At 29.5% G+C, this 17314-nt stretch carries 15 protein-coding genes; 8 read left to right on the forward strand and 7 right to left on the reverse strand.

From position 1 onward, the window contains the following. Positions 1–64 precede the first annotated feature (64 nt). Together H8S20_RS11675 and H8S20_RS11680 are read left to right on the forward strand one after the other, a co-directional pair. Positions 65–1588 carry an FAD-dependent oxidoreductase gene (locus H8S20_RS11675; protein WP_186860224.1) on the forward strand — a complete coding sequence of 508 codons (1524 nt, stop codon included), beginning with the start codon at positions 65–67 and terminating at the stop codon, positions 1586–1588. Between the two features lie 141 nt (positions 1589–1729). Next, the gene (locus tag H8S20_RS11680) at positions 1730–3748 is read left to right on the forward strand and encodes an amylo-alpha-1,6-glucosidase (RefSeq protein ID WP_186860225.1); all 2019 of its coding nucleotides are present in this window, start codon (positions 1730–1732) and stop codon (positions 3746–3748) included. A gap of 242 nt (positions 3749–3990) precedes the next feature. Here the strand turns inward: H8S20_RS11680 and H8S20_RS11685 are convergent, their stop codons facing one another. Both H8S20_RS11685 and H8S20_RS11690 read right to left on the reverse strand, forming a co-directional pair. Then, a complete protein-coding gene (locus H8S20_RS11685; RefSeq protein ID WP_186860226.1) occupies positions 3991–4434 on the reverse strand; it encodes a hypothetical protein in 444 nt (147 codons plus the stop codon). A gap of 208 nt (positions 4435–4642) precedes the next feature. Next, positions 4643–5530, reverse strand: coding sequence for a hypothetical protein (locus H8S20_RS11690; RefSeq protein ID WP_186860227.1), 888 nt, complete (start codon positions 5528–5530; stop codon positions 4643–4645). Positions 5531–5811: 281 nt separating this feature from the next. On the opposite strand from H8S20_RS11690, the gene pulA reads away from it, so the two are divergent. After that, positions 5812–7794, forward strand: coding sequence for a type I pullulanase (gene pulA, locus H8S20_RS11695; RefSeq protein WP_186860228.1), 1983 nt, complete (start codon positions 5812–5814; stop codon positions 7792–7794). Between the two features lie 80 nt (positions 7795–7874). Beyond that, a complete protein-coding gene (locus H8S20_RS11700) occupies positions 7875–8678 on the forward strand; it encodes a DUF4037 domain-containing protein (RefSeq protein WP_186860229.1) in 804 nt (267 codons plus the stop codon). Between the two features lie 116 nt (positions 8679–8794). Here the strand turns inward: H8S20_RS11700 and H8S20_RS11705 are convergent, their stop codons facing one another. From H8S20_RS11705 to H8S20_RS11720, 4 genes are all read right to left on the reverse strand, one after another. Further along, complete coding sequence (locus tag H8S20_RS11705) at positions 8795–9232, reverse strand: Fur family transcriptional regulator (RefSeq protein ID WP_366456139.1); 438 nt, start codon at positions 9230–9232, stop codon at positions 8795–8797. A gap of 65 nt (positions 9233–9297) precedes the next feature. Continuing rightward, on the reverse strand, positions 9298–10140 hold the full coding sequence (locus H8S20_RS11710) for a metal ABC transporter permease (RefSeq protein WP_186860230.1): 843 nt from the start codon (positions 10138–10140) through the stop codon (positions 9298–9300). Continuing rightward, positions 10140–10931: a metal ABC transporter ATP-binding protein gene (locus tag H8S20_RS11715; protein WP_032119585.1), complete on the reverse strand. Its 792-nt coding sequence runs from the start codon at positions 10929–10931 to the stop codon at positions 10140–10142. The genes H8S20_RS11710 and H8S20_RS11715 overlap by 1 nt, the downstream gene beginning before the upstream one ends. Beyond that, entirely contained in the window at positions 10931–11878 is a 948-nt protein-coding gene (locus tag H8S20_RS11720; RefSeq protein ID WP_186860231.1) for a metal ABC transporter substrate-binding protein, read from the reverse strand. The genes H8S20_RS11715 and H8S20_RS11720 overlap by 1 nt, the downstream gene beginning before the upstream one ends. A 205-nt stretch (positions 11879–12083) precedes the next feature. Here H8S20_RS11720 and H8S20_RS11725 point away from each other — a divergent pair, with 205 nt between their 5' ends. From H8S20_RS11725 to H8S20_RS11740, 4 genes are all read left to right on the forward strand, one after another. Beyond that, positions 12084–13379 carry an NCS2 family permease gene (locus H8S20_RS11725; RefSeq protein ID WP_186860232.1) on the forward strand — a complete coding sequence of 432 codons (1296 nt, stop codon included), beginning with the start codon at positions 12084–12086 and terminating at the stop codon, positions 13377–13379. Between the two features lie 286 nt (positions 13380–13665). Beyond that, the gene (locus tag H8S20_RS11730; RefSeq protein WP_032119582.1) at positions 13666–14238 is read left to right on the forward strand and encodes a metallophosphoesterase family protein; all 573 of its coding nucleotides are present in this window, start codon (positions 13666–13668) and stop codon (positions 14236–14238) included. Positions 14239–14251: 13 nt separating this feature from the next. Continuing rightward, entirely contained in the window at positions 14252–14440 is a 189-nt protein-coding gene (locus tag H8S20_RS11735) for a DUF4250 domain-containing protein (protein WP_032119603.1), read from the forward strand. A gap of 328 nt (positions 14441–14768) precedes the next feature. After that, the gene (locus H8S20_RS11740; RefSeq protein ID WP_186860233.1) at positions 14769–16133 is read left to right on the forward strand and encodes an MATE family efflux transporter; all 1365 of its coding nucleotides are present in this window, start codon (positions 14769–14771) and stop codon (positions 16131–16133) included. Positions 16134–16330: 197 nt separating this feature from the next. Here the strand turns inward: H8S20_RS11740 and H8S20_RS11745 are convergent, their stop codons facing one another. Then, positions 16331–17050 (reverse strand): polysaccharide deacetylase family protein, encoded by a 720-nt coding sequence (locus tag H8S20_RS11745; RefSeq protein ID WP_186860234.1) that lies wholly within the window; start codon positions 17048–17050, stop codon positions 16331–16333. Positions 17051–17314: the final 264 nt, after the last annotated feature.

Genomic DNA, 17314 nt, shown 5'->3' on the forward strand with positions numbered 1-17314 from the left:
ACATAGGATAAATATGCAGGGGTATACTACTTATATGAAGTAATTAAAAGAAAGGAAGTTAATAATGAATAAATCTTTATGGATAAGTAGTTCTGAAGGTAATAAATACAGGGTACTAGATGAAGATAAGAGAGTTGAGTGTTTGATTGTAGGGGGAGGGATTGTTGGGATTACTACTGCTTATTTGCTATGTAAAGAAGGATATAAACCTGTGGTGGTAGATGCAGATTATATTGGATATGGTGCAACAGGGAGAAATACAGGAAAGATAACTCCTCAAAATGGAATAAAATATTCTGATATATATAAACGTTACGGAGCAGAAAATGCTAAAAAATATTATGAGGCTAATAATGAGGCTTTAAAGTTAATTGAGAAAATAATTGATGAGAATAAAATTGATTGTGATTATGAGAGGGCTCCGGCTTATATTTATGCAGAAAATAAAAGTGATAGTAAAAAGGTATTGAAAGAGTTTGATATATGTAAAGAAATAGGTATTAATTGTGAATTTATAATGGATATACCATTACCTATAGAATCTTACGGAGCTATAAAGTTTAATGTAGGAGCCCAATTTAATCCTAAGAAATATATAGATTATTTAGCAAGAAAAGTAGAGGAGTTAGGTGGAGAAATATATGAGAAGGCTCCTATGAAATCGATAGATAAGTATAAAGACATTATAACTGTACATAGTTTAGGGGGATATGAAATAAAAACGGATAAACTTATTATAGCTTCTCATTATCCATTTTATGATGGATTGAGCTTTTATTTCGCAAGATTAAGACCAGAAAGATCATATGTAGTTGCAGGGGAATATAATGGTGAATTTCCACAGGCGACATTTATTAATGCATCCACACCAAAGAGGAGTTTAAGAATTTATAATGATGGAGAAAGAAGGCTTTTGCTTGTAGCAGGAGAAAGTCATAAAGTTGCTCATAAGGAAGATGAGGATCATTATGGAGCATTAGAGGAGTATGGCAAAGAAAAATTTGGAGTTGAGAAATATCAATATAGATGGAGCACTCAAGATTATATTACTTCAGATAACGTACCATATATAGGATATTTAAATTCAGTAACAAAAAATATATTAGTAGCTACTGGATTTGGAAAATGGGGAATGAGTAATGGAACTGTAGCTGGGATTATTTTAAGTCAGCTTTATATAAATGGGAAAAGTAAATATTTAAGTACATTCACGCCATCAAGAAGTGAAGGATATTTAACAGGAGAGTTTTTAAAAGAGAATACTGATGTAGGGATTCAGTACATAATGGGGAAGGTTAAGATTGCATCAAAAGATATGCCTGATAGAGATAAAGGGAAGATAGTTAGTATTGATAAATCTAAGTTCGGAGTATATAGAGATGCGGAGGATATATTTCATATAGTTGATACGACTTGTACTCATATGGGATGTGAACTTAAATGGAATCCTTTAGAGAAAAGTTGGGATTGTCCATGTCATGGTTCAAGATTTGGCATAGATGGAGAGATATTAGAAGGCCCAGCCACTGTACCATTAAAACAATATGGGTCAGAAACTTATAATGAAATAAACCCTAATCTTATATAGTTAAAAGCTAAGAGTTAATAGTTATAATTTTTTTTAGAGAGATTTTAAACATTCTATATTAACTCTTAACTTAAAAATCGTTGACTTGGAAACGATTCCGATATAATCTATTAATAAGAGATAGAAATGGGAGGGATAAATTTGGAGAGGATTTATAAGTATGGGAGAGGAAGCTTTAAGAGTATAGAAGAAGGAAACGAATTAATTTGGATGGTAGGAAATGGGATAGGGGGCTTTGCTAATCATACAGTTGCTGGTGGAGGAGCACAATGCTTCCATGGCTATTTAGTGGCATCATTAAATGCACCAGTTAATAGAACCCTTATACTTACAAGAACTCAAGAGTTAATAGAAATTAATGGGAGAGAGTATGATTTGACGTCTCAACAATATATAGGAAGTTCAAAAAATGGACAAGAGTATCTAGAAAGATTTACATTTGATTCTGTTCCAGAATACATATATAGGGTTGAGGATATTAGTATAAAGAAAACAATAGCAGTAGAATACGGGCATAATACTGTAGCTATATGTTATGAAATAGAAAATGGAATGGATGAAGCAAAAATAAGAATAGTTCCACTATTTAATTATAGAGCATCAACAGATGTAAGTGAAAAAAATGAATTAAAATTTGATATAAATTTAGGAAATAGAAGTTTATCTTTAATACCTAATAAAGATAAGGATAGGGAAATTAAGTTTTATTCTTCTGAAGGAGAATTTTATGATAGAAGTTTAATTCCTACAAGTATGGCAACACCTAATTACTTAATTGAGGAAAATCATTTTTATATGATAGATCATAGGACTGGTTTTTTAGGTGTAGATAATCATTATACTCCTTATGAAGTGCAAGTTAATTTAAAGCCTTTCGAAAAAAAGAAGTTTTATGTTAAATGCACGATAGAAGATTTGGATACTAAATCAGGATTTGATATAGTAAAAGAATATAAAGATAGAGCAGAAGGATTAGTGAGACAAGCTGATTTGGAAGATAGATTTGCTAATAATCTTGTTAAAGCAGCAGATCACTTTATAGTTAAGAGAGAAAGTACAGGCCTTAAAACAGTACTAGCAGGATATCCTTGGTTCACTGATTGGGGAAGGGATACTATGATAGCTTTTGAAGGACTTACTTTAGTTACAAAGAGATTTAATGATGCAAAAGAGATATTGGAATCATTTGCAAGATATATTAAAAATGGATTAGTACCCAATGTATTTCCAGATATCAATACAGAACCAGGATATAATACTGTTGATGCTTCACTTTGGTACTTTCAAGCTGTTTATCAATACTTAAATTACACAGGAAATGAAGAGGATTATGATTTTATTAAAGAAAAGATATATCCAAAATTAAAAGAAATTTATAAAGCATATTCAACGAGCACTGATTTCTCAATAGGTATGGATAAAGATGGACTAATTCATGCTGGGGGAGGCTTGGATCAAGTAACTTGGATGGATGTAAGAGTTGGAGACTATGTAGTTACACCTAGGCATGGAAAGCCTGTAGAGATTAATGCTTTATGGTTTAATGCATTAAAGATAATGGAGATATTATCTAAGGAGTTTGGAGAAGATGGTAGGCAGTATGAAATATTATCAGAAAAAGTTAAGGAATCATTTAACAGGAAATTTTGGAATGAAGAAAAAGGATGTTTATACGACGTAGTTGATGAAAATGATGATAGAATTAGACCAAATCAAATCTGGGCTGTTTCATTACCATTTTCAATATTAACCAGAGAAAAAGAAAAGAGTATTGTAAATATAGTTTATAAACATTTATATGCTACTTATGGGTTACGATCATTATCTTTTATGGATGAAGATTATAAAAGTAAATATATAGGTAAGCTTTTTGATAGAGATTGTGCTTATCATATGGGAACAACATGGGGATTTTTAATAGGAGGTTTTATAACTGCTTATTGTAAAGTGAATGATTATTCTAAAGAGGCAGTAGAAAAAGCTGAGTATATGTGCAAGGTATTTGAGGATACAATGAAGGATGGTTGTATAAATGGAATAGCCGAAATTTTTGATGGTGATTTTGCAGCAACAAGCAGAGGGTGTTATTCTCAAGCGTGGAGCATAGCAGAAGTTTTAAGAGCATATGTGAATGATGTACTACCTTACATCATTTACTAATATAGGGATAAAAGTTAAATTTGACTAAATTATATTTTAATTATAATATATAAGTAGGCGACAGAGTAATGCCTTAAAGTGTCGTTATTAAAAGTGTTATGAGTTTTTTTATGAGTTTTGAGTTGTAGCGGTATAGCTACAACTCTTTTTTACAAAGTTCAGTAAATGGCTTTATAGATTTTATTATTACAGTAGTTGCTTTAATAATTACATAATTTGCATAAAAAAATAAAAATAAGTGGTTATTGTATAGAATTGAAATAGGATTTAAGCCTAACAACTTCTTCGGTAGTTAGTTTTTCTCTACTTCTTTTCTTTTCTATAATTTCTTTAAAGTCAGTAAATTCATCCTCGGTTAATTTGTTTTTAAAAACTACATCTTTTAGTGTAGACATTTGTTCAATATCTTCTTTACCTAATCGGTTGTTAGTAATCATTCTATTTTGGATATCATCTAAAATTTTTCGTTCATTTTCGTTTAAAAGTTTTATATTGCTCTCAGTCCAAAAAATATCAATATATTTACTGTTTGAACTATCATCATCTGTATAAAAAGAGTTAAACTCATCATCACAAGTACAAGGAAGATTATATGAAGCAGTGGAATTTATGAGAGGTTTAATAATAGTAAGACTTTCTATTATTAAAGATATTAGTATTAACGTTATAAGTTTTCTTTTGAACATTTAATATCACTCCTTTAAATATATTATTTCTCATAATTTACTATATTATTTAAATTTATATAATTCTTAAAATAAAAAGTTCTGCTACATATATGTAGTAGAACTTTTTAAAAGTATAAATTATAGTCATATTAAAAATTTTTAATACTTTTATATAAACAAAATATTAATGTATATTTATTAATATGATATCAATTATATAATATATTTATTGATCTTCTGAATCTCTACAAGGAGTTTTGCAGTTGTTTTTATTTTTATCATGTTTTTCTTCGTGGTCATGTTTATGCTTTTTATGACCGTGTTTATCTTTCTTATCTTTACATTTTTTGTTTTCTTTGGCTTCTTTTTCGTTCTTATCTTTTTTATCTTCTGTAGCTTTTGGTTTTAATTCTTTAGTAGGAGCAGCTGGCATTTGCTCTTTAGTTTTTGTAGAGTCTTTAGCTTTATCTTCACAAGGTTTCTTAGTTGAATCTTGTGAAGGTGTAGCTGGAGTTTTTTGCTTTATATCCTCTGCAGGTTTTTGCTCTTTAGCAGGAGTAGTTTCTGCTGGAGTTTTACTTTTATCTTCTGCAGGTTTTTTATTTAAATCTTGAGAAGGCATAGTTGGAGTTTTTTCTTTCTCAATAGGTTTTTTATTAATATTTTCTGAAGGCTTTTCTTCCTTCGCAGGAGCAAGTGGTACTTGATTTTTAGCTTTATCTTCGCAAGGCTTTTTATTTAAATCTTGTGAAGGTGAAGCTGGAGTTGGAGTTTTTTTGTTCATATCTTCTGTTGGTTTTTGCTCTTTAGTAGGAGTAGTTGGTGTTTGATCTTTAGGTTTTTCTTCTTTATTTTGAGCTGGAGCTTGAGGTTTCTCATTTTTTTGCTCATTTTTCATTTCTTTCTTTTCTTCTTTTTCTTTATAATGTTTTTCTTTCTTAGTTTTATCTTCTTTAGATTCCCTGTCTCCACCTTTGTTAGAAGTCGCTGAAGGGTTTGAAACTTCTACAGGTTTTAATTCTGAAACTTTAATTGTTGCTGAAGGCATAGATATTAAAGTCTCAGAAGCGATAACTAAAGACATTAACATTAGTGATAAATTTTTTTTCTTCATAATATTCCTCCTTTGTTTTGGCAGGACAATATTTACCCTGTCATATATGTTTATTATGTGAAAAAGTCGTAGATATTAATAAGGTAAATAATTGATGATACTAATATAAATTTCTAATTAATTTGGAAGTTTATACAAAAAAATAAAATATATTAATATTTAACATTATTAGGGAATAAAATATGATATAATAAAATAGTATTGAGAAGCAAATAAGAGTAAGCTGAAAAAATAACTGGAATCGTTTCCGGAGAACTTAAGAAAGAGTTGAGGATCATATTATGAAGATGAGAGAAGTTGTAGATGTAAAAAAGTATTTTGAAAGTAAAGAATTTCAAGATTTATATAATTATGATGGGAAATTAGGATCAATATATTCTAAGAATAAAACAAAATTTATATTATGGGCACCTACTGCAGAAGAAGTTAAAATCGCTTTTTATGGTAAAGACCCTTATAACTATACTTGCGAGGCTAAAAAAGTAGTAAGAATGGATAAAGATATTAAAGGAACTTGGACATTAGAAGTTGAAGGAGATTTAAGCGGAGAATTTTATAATTATATAGTTAATATAGATAGAGAAGAGAAGGAGTTAGTGGACCCATATGCGAAAGCTGTAGGGGTTAATGGTAATAGATCTATGGTAGTAGATTTATATTCTACTAATCCAGATGGATGGAATGAAGATAAGAAGCCAGAATTAAAAAGCTGGACAGATACAATAATATATGAAGTCCATGTGAGAGATTTTACAATAGATGAATCATCAGGTGTAGAAGTTAATTTAAGAGGTAAGTTCAAAGGATTTATTCAAGATAAGACACCATTAAATCATTTGAAAGAAATGGGATTTACTCATATTCATCTTTTGCCTGCTTTCGACTATGGATCAGTAGATGAGACTAAGCTTCATATACCACAATTTAATTGGGGATATGATCCTAAGAATTATAATGTTCCTGAAGGTTCATATTCAATTAATCCTTATAAAGGAGAAGTAAGAATAAAAGAATTTAAGGAGCTAGTACAGAAGTTACACAAAGAAGGATTAAGAGTTGTTATGGATGTGGTTTATAATCATACTTATGATTTAAATTCATTTCTAAATTTAGCTGTTCCTAAATATTATTATAGGGAAGATGAAGAGGGAAATTATACAGATGGATCGGCTTGTGGAAATGAAACTGCATCTGATAGATATATGTTTAGAAAATATATGGTAGATTCTGTAGTGTATTGGGCAAAGGAATATCATATAGATGGTTTTAGATTTGATCTTATGGGATTACATGATATTGAAACTATGAAGGAAATAAGAGAAGAATTAGATAAAATAGATAAGTCTATAATAGTATACGGTGAAGGATGGGTTGGTGGAGCAACACCTTTGCCAGAGGATAAAGCCGCATTAAAGAAAAATACATTCAAATATGATGAAATGCAAATAGCTGCATTTAGTGATGACTGTAGGGATGGTATAAAAGGACATGTTTTTTATGAAGAGGAGGCTGGGTTTATAAATGGAGGAGAAGGCCTTGAGGAAGCTATTAAATTTGCAGTAGTGGCATCTACGAAACATCCGGAAGTAGATGTTAATAAAGCTATGTATGCTAGAGAGTTTTGGGCTAATGAACCTTATCAAACTGTAACATATGCTTCAGCTCATGACAATTTAACATTATGGGATAAAATACAAACAGTAAGCAAAGATTTATCAGAAGATGAACTTATAAAGATGAATAAATTATCAGCAGCTATAGTCTTAACTTCACAAGGAATAAGTTTTATTCATGCTGGTGAAGAAATAGCTAGAACTAAAGAAGATGAAGAAGGACGACTTATAGAAAATAGTTTTGAATCTTCTGATTATGTAAACAAGATAAGATGGGATAGAAGAGAGAAATATAAAGACTTAATGGAATATTATAAAGGGTTAATTAAATTAAGAAAAACATACAAAGCTTTTAGAATGGATTCAAATAAGGACATAAATGATAATATTAAATTTTTAGAAAATGGAAAAGAGTTCACAGATAGTAATGTTGTTGCATATATATTAAATACTAAAGGGAAAATAGATGAGAAAAATGATATTTTAGTAATCTTCAATAGCAATAACAAAGATGTACAAGTTAATATACCACATAGGAAGTGGAGTTTAGTTGTAAACGAAGAAAAAGCAGGTATAGATGAGATAAGGGAAATAACAGATTATAGACTTAATGTTAAAGCGAAATCTGCTTATGTACTTATCGCAAAATAAATTTATAGCTTTAGAAGATATGAGTTTTTATATCTTCTAAAGTGAATATATTAAATTGGGGTGAGAGTATGGGAGTTAATATGATAGTTTACCAACTTGTAAACGAGTACAAAAGGTTCGATGAAGTGTTGGCAATAACATTAACAGGATCAGGGGCTAGTGGGAAAAATGATTTTTTTTATGATATAGATGTTGATGTGATTTTAAAAGATGAAATTGATATTAATAGTAGAAGAGAAATTTTAAAGAAGTTTTCGGATACTATTGAAACTAATAGTGGAAAGTATGGAGAAAAAGATATCTTTATATTAAGAAATTCAACAACGCAAATAGATGTAAGTTACTATACACTTGATACATTAAAAGAAAATCTATTTAATGTTGTTGATAAGTGTAAAGCATCTGTAGGATATACAACATGTTTATGGAAGGTAGTTTCAGGAGCGTTTATAGCTTATGATAAGGAAAATACTTTTAAAAATCTTCAAAAGAGATATAGGGTAGCTTATCCTGAAAAATTAAAATTGAATATTATAGATAAAAATTATTATATTCTAAGAGATAGTATAGCATCTTATTATAATCAAATAGATAAGGCTATAAATAGGGGAGATTTAATAAGTGTAAGTCATAAAATATGTAAGTTCTTAGATAGCTACTTTGATGTGGTTTTTGCTGTTAATGAAATGCCTCATCCTGGAGATAAAAGGTTAATATCAATAATTAACTCTAAGTGTAAGAAGATACCAAAGTTATTGAGTGAAGGGATAAATACATTAATAGAAAATTCCTGTACATGTGATAGAAGTATTTTAAGAAATATGGATGAGATAGTTGATGATCTTAAAGAATTTTTAATTGAAGAAGGGATTAAGGTGAGTTAATAGTGAAGAGTTAAAAGTGAAAAGTTATGGATAAAACTGCTATGCAGTTTTTGACTTTATTTCTAAACTTCTAACTTTACACTCTTAACTTTTAACTAAATAAAGTGCTTCGCACTTTATTTTTTTTTGCAATCTTTGCAGTATCCATAAATCTCAAGTTTATGATTTGTAATTGTAAAGTCTAACGTATCTTCAAGTTGTGACTCATAAGCATGAAGAGGGCAACCGGAGATAGGAAATACTTTTTTACAGCCATTACATATAAGATAATGTTTATGTTGCATATCGTTCATTTCGTAACAAGTCTTATTAGTTTCTTCAAAAATAAATTTATTTATTAAAGAATTAGCAACAAGTGTATCTAGAATTCTATAAATAGAAGATAGATTTATAGAAATATCTTTTTGCTTAAGAATAATATAAATATCCTCAGCTGTAACTGGTCTGTTACTGCTTTCGATAACTTCTAATACTGAATTTCTATGTTTAGTAACTTTAAGCCCTTTGCATTTCAACAAATTGCTGAAGTTAGGTTTATTATTCAAAATCCCCACCCTTTCAAAGTATAATAGATTTATAATAACATCTTATAGACCTTAGGACAAAGAGTTTAATAAATTTATACAAATTTTTGCTTATAACCTAAAGTGATAAAGAACATTACTGCTGAAATTAATACTATAGTTGCACCAGTAACAGTATTTAAATAATAAGATAATACTAAACCAATAATACCTGATGATATAGATATTAAGATTGAGATTAAGTGGTATTGACGTATGTTTTTTGAAACATTGCGTGCAGCTGCTGCAGGTAAAACTAAAAGTGAGTTAATTATTAAAAGGCCTACCCAATTAACTGTTATAGTAACAACAACAGCTATTGTTATAGTAAATAACAATTCAATTAATAAATTGTTAGTTCCACGACTTTTGGCTAGAGAACTATTAATACTAACTAAAAGTAGTTTATTAAATATAAATGACCAAATTAATAAAATAACTACAAATAATACTACTAACATTAATATTTCTTTAGGTGAAATACTTAACAGATCTCCAACTAAATAAGATGAGAATTTATTCATATTTCCTCCTAAGCTCATAAGAACTAATCCTAAAGCAATAGCTATAGAAGAAAATACTCCTATTATAGTATCTGTTGAAGAATTACCTTTATTTTTTATTAATGTAATTGCAATTGCAAAAAATATTGAGAATATAGTAGCGCCCCAAGTTGGGCTTATTCCACCAACAAGTATTCCTATTGCGATTCCAGTAAAAGCACCGTGTCCTAAAGAATCAGCAAAGAAAGCCATTTTGTTATTAACAACCATAGTACCTAGTATTCCAAATAAAGGAGTAACTAATAAAACAGCAATTAATGCATTTTTCATAAAATCATATTGTACCCATTGAAATGGAAGTATGATATCTATAAATCTATATAAAGATTCTAGCATTATTTTTTACCTCCTTTATTTTTAGAATCATCTTCATCGTACCAAGACAATCCAAAGATTTTGCTTGTAGTTTTATTTGTAAAAACTTCTTTAGGCGTTCCACTACAAAGAACAGTACCTTTTAATAAAACAACCTTATCTGCATATTTAGCAACTAAGTCTAAGTCATGAGATACTAGTATAATAGATAAATCATATTTTGATTTTACATCCATTAATATATCATAGAATAATTCAAGTCCGTTTTGATCAATTCCAGATACTGGCTCATCAAGAAGTAAAATATTAGGCATAGGATCTAAAGCTAATGCTAATAGAACTCTTTGAAGTTCTCCGCCAGATAAAGCTCCTAGCTTCCTATCTATTAAGTATTCTGCTTTTACTCTTGAGAGACTTTCAGAAACTTTATTTCTGTATTTTTTTGAAGAATATAGCCAAACAGGAGCTTTTGAGTTACAAGCTATGAACAAATCAAGGACACTTGCAGGTGTACTTAAATCAAAGTTTAAATATTGAGGGACATAACCAATAATAGGAGTTGTTACTCCTTTTGATGAAGTACCTACGTAAGTTAATTTTCCAGTATGTTTAATCTCGCCTAATAAAGCCTTCAAAAGCGTACTTTTACCAGCTCCATTAGGTCCGATTATTGAAGTTAATTCTCCACAATGAAAGTGAAGGTTAATATCTTCTAAAATTTTGTTTGTACCAATAGTAACTGATAAGTTTTCAACTTTAGTACAACAGAAATCTGAGCATTTATTATGATTAGAATAATTCAAGTTTTCCATTATTTTAACGCCTCTTTTAAAGTTTCAAGATTTTGTTTCATCTTATTAATATAATCATTATAAGAATCAGGGTTAGAGTCACCGGTAACTATAGGGTCTAAAGTATATATAGGAACACCAGCTTCCTTTGAAATAGTAGTAGCTGCTTTAGCTGTGTATTGAGGTTCAGTAAATAAAGCTTTTACATTATTGTTTTTGGCAAGCTCAATAGTCTCTTCTAATTCTTTTGGAGAAGGTTCTGTTCCAGGTTCTAAAGCTATAACTCCAACTATATTAAGATCAAATTCCTCAGCAAAGTAAGGGAATGCTTCGTGGAACGTAATTATATTACGATTTGGAAGAGAGTTTATACCTTCTTGCATTTCTGATTTTAAAGATTCAAGTTTACTTATGTATTCTTTTGCATTTGCTTTATATTTATCTGCATTAACAGGATCATATTTAGCTAATCCATCTGCTATATTTTGTACTTGTTTAATATTGTTACTTATACTTACCCAAACATGGGGATTATCTTCGTGATCGTGATTAGGATCTTCGTCATCATGACTATGTCCTTCAGCATCGGCAGTTAATAGCTGAATACCTTCACTAGCATCCACTATATCTAAATCTTTTTCATTAGATATAACTTTATCAAGGAAACCTTCCATACCAGCTCCGTTTACTACAAATATATCTGATGTAGATAAAGTTTTTAAGTCTTCAGGTGCTAATTGGTAATCGTGTAGGCAACCAGTCTGTGCTTTAGTCATATTAATTAAATTAACATTAGGCACATCCTTAATTATATTTAAAGTAGAAATATATATTGGATAAAAAGATGTAACTATATTAATTTTATCGCTTGATGTATTGTTTGATTTTTCCTTTGAAGAGCCGCATCCCATAAACATTATTAATGTTAGTAATAATAGGGATGTAACTTTAGTAAATTTTCTTTTCATTCTTGTCCTCCTAAATTCAAATGAGAATAGTTTGCATTTATAAGTATATTATACACTTTTTTAGGAAAAGGTAAAGATAAAATATTACGCCAAATTATGAACTATTATTTAAATTAATAAAAAAATGTTCGCGAAAAAGCTTGAAAATTGTCGAATGTATAGTATTATAGTATGTGCACAAAAACTTTAATAAAGGTGGAGAAAGATGGATAAGTTTTTTAGACTTAAAGAAAACAATACTAATGTAAGGACAGAAGTAGTAGCAGGTATTACAACCTTTATGACAATGGCTTATATATTAATAGTAAATCCAAGCATATTGTCTGCGGCAGGTATGGACCAAGGGGCAGTATTTACAGCTACAGCAGTATCAGCAATAATAGGAACATTAATAATGGGACTTTATGCTAAACTACCATTTGCACAAGCTCCAGGGATGGGGTTAAATGCATTCTTTGCATTTACAGTAGTTTTAGGTATGGGGTATTCATACCAATTTGCTTTAACAGCAGTTTTACTAGAAGGTTTAATATTTATATTGTTAACAATATTTAATGTAAGAGAAGCAATTGTGGATTCAATTCCAGCAAATATAAAGAAAGCAATTTCGGTAGGTATAGGTTTATTTATAGCATTAATAGGATTAGAAGGAGCTGGCATAGTAGTACATCCTGCTGATGGAGGAACTATAGTATCATTAGGTAATATAATATCAGGACCAGGATTATTAGCTATAATAGGAATAGTAATAACAGGTATATTAGTAGCTAGAAAAGTAAAAGGGGCATTATTCTTAGGAATGGTTATAACTACTGTTATAGGAATACCAATGGGAGTTACTCCTATGCCAGAAAGTATAGTAAGTATGCCACCATCAATATCAAGCACATTTATGCAATTTGAATGGCATAATATATTTAGCTTTGATATGGTAATAGTTTTATTTACCTTATTATTTATGGATATGTTTGATACAATAGGTACTTTAGTAGGTGTCGCAACAAAGGCTAAAATGTTGGATGAAAATGGAAGAGTTCCTAATATTAAAAAGGCTCTTTTTGCAGATGCTATAGGAACTACTGTCGGTGCTTGTTTAGGTACTAGTACAGTTAGTACTTTTGTGGAAAGTGCAGCTGGAGTGGCTGAAGGTGGAAGAACTGGACTAACAGCAGTTGCAACAGCAGCTATGTTTGGAATAGCACTATTCTTTGCACCACTTTTTGGAGTTATAACTCCTGCTGTAACTGCATCAGCTTTAGTTATAGTTGGATTATTTATGATTGAGACGATAAAAGAAATTGATTTAGAAGATTATACAGAGGCTGTACCGGCTTTCTTAACAATAATAATGATGCCATTTGCATATTCAATATCAGATGGTATAGTGTTTGGAGTAATTTCATATATAGCACTAAAATTATTTACAGGAAAATATAAAGATATTTCATTTACAACAGTTATAGTTGGAATAATATTTGTTTTAAAATTTATTTTAGTTTAAAAGAAGATAGATAAAATTTTAATTCAAAAAAAGGTGGTAATAATTTATTCGAATTATCCTCATACTAAATTATGAAAGTAGGAGGTGATTCTATGGCAAAAAAAGGTCAAAGAGCAACTTGGGAAAATGATAATTTCCAACCACCAAAGAAAAATGATGTACCACCAGTACCAGCAATAAGCAATCAAAAAAAACATGATTAATAATTATAAATTAAGCTAAAGTATAGATATACTTTAGCTTAATTTGTATAATATATATTAAAACGAGAAAAAAGGGTGATGTTATGAAAGTGGCGATTTGCTCAGATATACATGGTAATATTGAAGCTTTTAATAGATTTTTAGAAATAATAGATGCTGAAGGTATAAATAAAGTGTTAAATTTAGGGGATTTTGTTAGGGGGAAAGACCCTGATAAAATAATGGATCATATAATGAATGATTCTAGATTTGAAAGTATAATTGGTAACCATGATGAAGCATATTGTTTAGAAATAGGAGACTTTGCAACAGAAATAGATAAAAAGTATGTTGAGTGGATAAAAACTCAGCCTAAAGAACGTGTTGTAGAGGTTGAAGGTAAAAAGATACTTATGGTACATAGTAGACCGAGTTCAAATAAGTGTGCACCTTTAATATATAATGGTGGAACATTTAATGAGTTTATGGATGATTATCCAGATGGAATGGACATAATATGTTTTGGACATACTCACATACAGTTATTTATAGAGAACTTTTATGGTAAAAAAATATTAAATCCAGGTTCTTTAGGATTAGCTATTGGAGGGAAGGTTAATTTTGCTATAATTGAAATAGAAGATGATGAGTTTACATGTAAACTTTATAAGATATAGGGGAGAGAACGAGATGGACAGAGAAACTATTTTAAATATGGATCCGCATATGTTGGTTAGCATATTAAATCTAAAGCTTAGAGATTTTTACTCATCTTTAGATATGTTTTGTGATGATATAGATATAAATAGAAGTGAATTAGAAGAGAAATTAAACAAGTCAGGATATTTTTATCAAAATAGCATAAATCAATTTAAGTAAAGAAAAAAATAGAATTAAATTAAAGAAACTTTAATAGATTTTGAATTATGCTTAATGTATAATGGAATATATTATATTTTAAAATATCAATTGAAAGGATTGAGATTTAGATATGGGAATCAAAAAAACAGGGAAAATAGCAATATTAGTAGCTGCAAGTGCTGCGTTAGTTGCTACATTAATTAATGATAAAAAGCAACAAGAGCAACAAGAAAATCGAGATAATAAATAAGCAATTTAAATTATTTTATTTTTATAGTTGTGTGGTTAAATAAAAAAGGCGATTTTCGTCTTTTTATTTTTTGGACCAACTTATGAGGAGGGCAAGATGAAAAAAAAGGTAGATTTAGTGTCGGGAAATATTTTTAAGACTTTATTTGCGTTATCATTACCTATATTAGGAACATCATTTATACAAATGGCTTATAGTATGGTAGATATGATATGGATAGGTAGAGTTGGAAGTGCTGCGGTTGCTGCAATTGGAACAGCAGGATTTTTTGCGTGGTTTGGTAGTTCTTTAGTGTTGGTAACTAAAACTGGAGCAGAAGTGGGAGTATCACAAGCTGTTGGGAAGAAGGATAATAGTTTAAGAGAAAAATATGTTTATAATAGTTTAACAATGGCTATTGTTATCGCAATTATATATACTTTAATACTTTTAATTTTTAAAGATGGATTAATTGGATTTTTTAACTTAAATGATCCTGAGATAATATCTATGGCTGTTAGCTACCTTATAATAATAAGTATAGGAATGATATTTTCTTTTTTAAATCCACAGTTTACTGGGATAATTACTGCAGAGGGAAATAGTAAGACACCATTTATAGCAAATACAATAGGATTAATTATAAATATAATATTAGATCCAATATTAATATTTGGATTTGGGCCTATAAGACCTTTAGGTGTAGTAGGTGCTGCTGTGGCGACTGTGTTTGCACAATTTGTAGTAACATCAATATTTATATATGTATTTATAAAAGAAGGATATAGATTAAAGGTTTGGGACAAGAAGTATATAGACTTTGCTTGTATGAAAGAAATAACTAAATGGGGAACTCCTAATGCGTTACAAAATTGCTTATTTTCTTTCTTTGGAATGTTAATAGGAAGAATAGTTGCAACATGGGGACCAGTACCAATAGCTGTCCAAAAGGTTGGATCACAAGTTGAATCTATATCATGGATGACAGCAGGCGGTTTTGCATCGGCGTTAACAGCTTTTACTGGTCAAAATTATGGTGCTAAAAAATATAAGAGAGTTGAAGATGGATATAAATATACTTTAATTTTATCATTATCTCTTGGAGTAGTAACATCATTTCTTTTAATTGTATTTGGTAAGCAAATATTCTCTATATTTATTCAAGAGCAAGAGGCAATAATACAAGGTGCTGAGTACTTAAGAATACTAGGATACTCACAATTATTTATGTGTATTGAAATAACTACAGCAGGAGCGTTCTTCGGAGTTGGAAAGACAATACCTCCTTCAGTAGTAGGAATAGTATTTACAGGGATGAGAATACCATTAGCGTTATACTTATCTCAAGCAAATCTTCTTGGAATAAACGGAGTTTGGTGGGCTATAAGTTTAACAAGTATAATTAAAGGTTTAATATTAGTTACAATATTCATATTTATGGTGCTTAAGCCTATTAAACAAAAAAGAATGGAACTTGCGTAGCAACAAGGTGGTATAAATAAGAAAAGTCATAATTGAATAAAAGTGCGAAGCACTTTATTTAATGAAAAATTATAAAATCATAATTCTAAATTAAGGTGGAAACTGCTAAGGCAGTTTCTTTTTTTAATTCCTCTCAAGGAAATTTTCCTTAATTTATAATTTATCATTTATAATTTTCCATTGAAGTGTTTCGCACTTTATTTCTTTAGTCTATAAAGTTCTGGAGTTTCCTCTGTTATCTTTTTAAAGGTATATCCTTTATCTTTATAATATTTTATTATTTGAGGTAATGCTTGTGGTGATGTTTTGTTTACATTAGCACAGTGCATTAATAAAACTATTGAATCTTTATCAGATATTGCATGTGAATATATTGAGTCTGGTGAAGATTTGGGGTTTGCGCCGTCTAAGGTATCTTGGGTCCAATCATATATCTTAAATCCATTATTGTGAACAAGGTCAACCATTGAAGCTGTTAATGTATAAGTATTGTTAGTTGAACCAAAGGGAAATCTTAGTATAGTATAAGATTCACCTGTTACGTCATATAGTCTTTTTTGTACTTTTAACATTTCGTTTATAAATCCATCATTATTTGAATAAAGATTATTTCTTTCGTGTGTATAGCTATGTAAGCCTATACCATGACCTTCATCTCTCATTCTTAAGATAAGATCTTCTTGATTATCTATTTGATTCCCTATTATAAAGAAGGTTGCAGGAACACCTTCTGATTTAAGAACATCTAAAATCTCTGAGGTAACTTTTCCACTAGGACCATCATCAAAGGTAAGATATATCTCTTTTTCTTTTGACTCTAGAAACTCGTCATCACAAAGAACTGAACTAGAAAAATTAAGTAACAATACAGTTATAAACATAATAATTAAATTTTTAAATAAAAATATTTTTTTCATATTATCTCCATATCCTTTCATATAAATATATGTTTAGTATGTACTATAAAAAAAATAAAATTAAAATACAAACAAAAAAATGTTGCAAAAATAATGTGCGTTTAATATAATGAATAAGAAAATAGTCTTTAAATTGATCCAGAGAGATCGGTAAGAAATGAAACTTAGTACATAATTTTACGGGATTATTATAGCTTCTTACCGATGGTAAGGAGCTTTTTATATAGCCTTTAAAAGCAGTCCAGAGAGGCTGAAAAGGGAGAA

The sequence above is a fragment of the Clostridium hominis genome, from assembly GCF_014287825.1.
Classification (GTDB): Bacteria; Bacillota; Clostridia; order Clostridiales; family Clostridiaceae; genus Clostridium; species Clostridium hominis.

What these genes read in the sequence shown, in the direction of transcription:
- H8S20_RS11675 (WP_186860224.1), top strand. Translation starts at nt 65, where the DNA reads ATGAATAAATCTTTATGGATAAGTAGTTCTGAAGGTAATAAATACAGG.
- H8S20_RS11685 (WP_186860226.1), bottom strand. Translation starts at nt 4,434, where the DNA reads ATGTTCAAAAGAAAACTTATAACGTTAATACTAATATCTTTAATAATA.
- H8S20_RS11690 (WP_186860227.1), bottom strand. Translation starts at nt 5,530, where the DNA reads ATGAAGAAAAAAAATTTATCACTAATGTTAATGTCTTTAGTTATCGCT.
- pulA (WP_186860228.1), top strand. Translation starts at nt 5,812, where the DNA reads ATGAAGATGAGAGAAGTTGTAGATGTAAAAAAGTATTTTGAAAGTAAA.
- H8S20_RS11700 (WP_186860229.1), top strand. Translation starts at nt 7,875, where the DNA reads ATGATAGTTTACCAACTTGTAAACGAGTACAAAAGGTTCGATGAAGTG.
- H8S20_RS11710 (WP_186860230.1), bottom strand. Translation starts at nt 10,140, where the DNA reads ATGCTAGAATCTTTATATAGATTTATAGATATCATACTTCCATTTCAA.
- H8S20_RS11715 (WP_032119585.1), bottom strand. Translation starts at nt 10,931, where the DNA reads ATGGAAAACTTGAATTATTCTAATCATAATAAATGCTCAGATTTCTGT.
- H8S20_RS11720 (WP_186860231.1), bottom strand. Translation starts at nt 11,878, where the DNA reads ATGAAAAGAAAATTTACTAAAGTTACATCCCTATTATTACTAACATTA.
- H8S20_RS11725 (WP_186860232.1), top strand. Translation starts at nt 12,084, where the DNA reads ATGGATAAGTTTTTTAGACTTAAAGAAAACAATACTAATGTAAGGACA.
- H8S20_RS11730 (WP_032119582.1), top strand. Translation starts at nt 13,666, where the DNA reads ATGAAAGTGGCGATTTGCTCAGATATACATGGTAATATTGAAGCTTTT.
- H8S20_RS11735 (WP_032119603.1), top strand. Translation starts at nt 14,252, where the DNA reads ATGGACAGAGAAACTATTTTAAATATGGATCCGCATATGTTGGTTAGC.
- H8S20_RS11740 (WP_186860233.1), top strand. Translation starts at nt 14,769, where the DNA reads ATGAAAAAAAAGGTAGATTTAGTGTCGGGAAATATTTTTAAGACTTTA.
- H8S20_RS11745 (WP_186860234.1), bottom strand. Translation starts at nt 17,050, where the DNA reads ATGAAAAAAATATTTTTATTTAAAAATTTAATTATTATGTTTATAACT.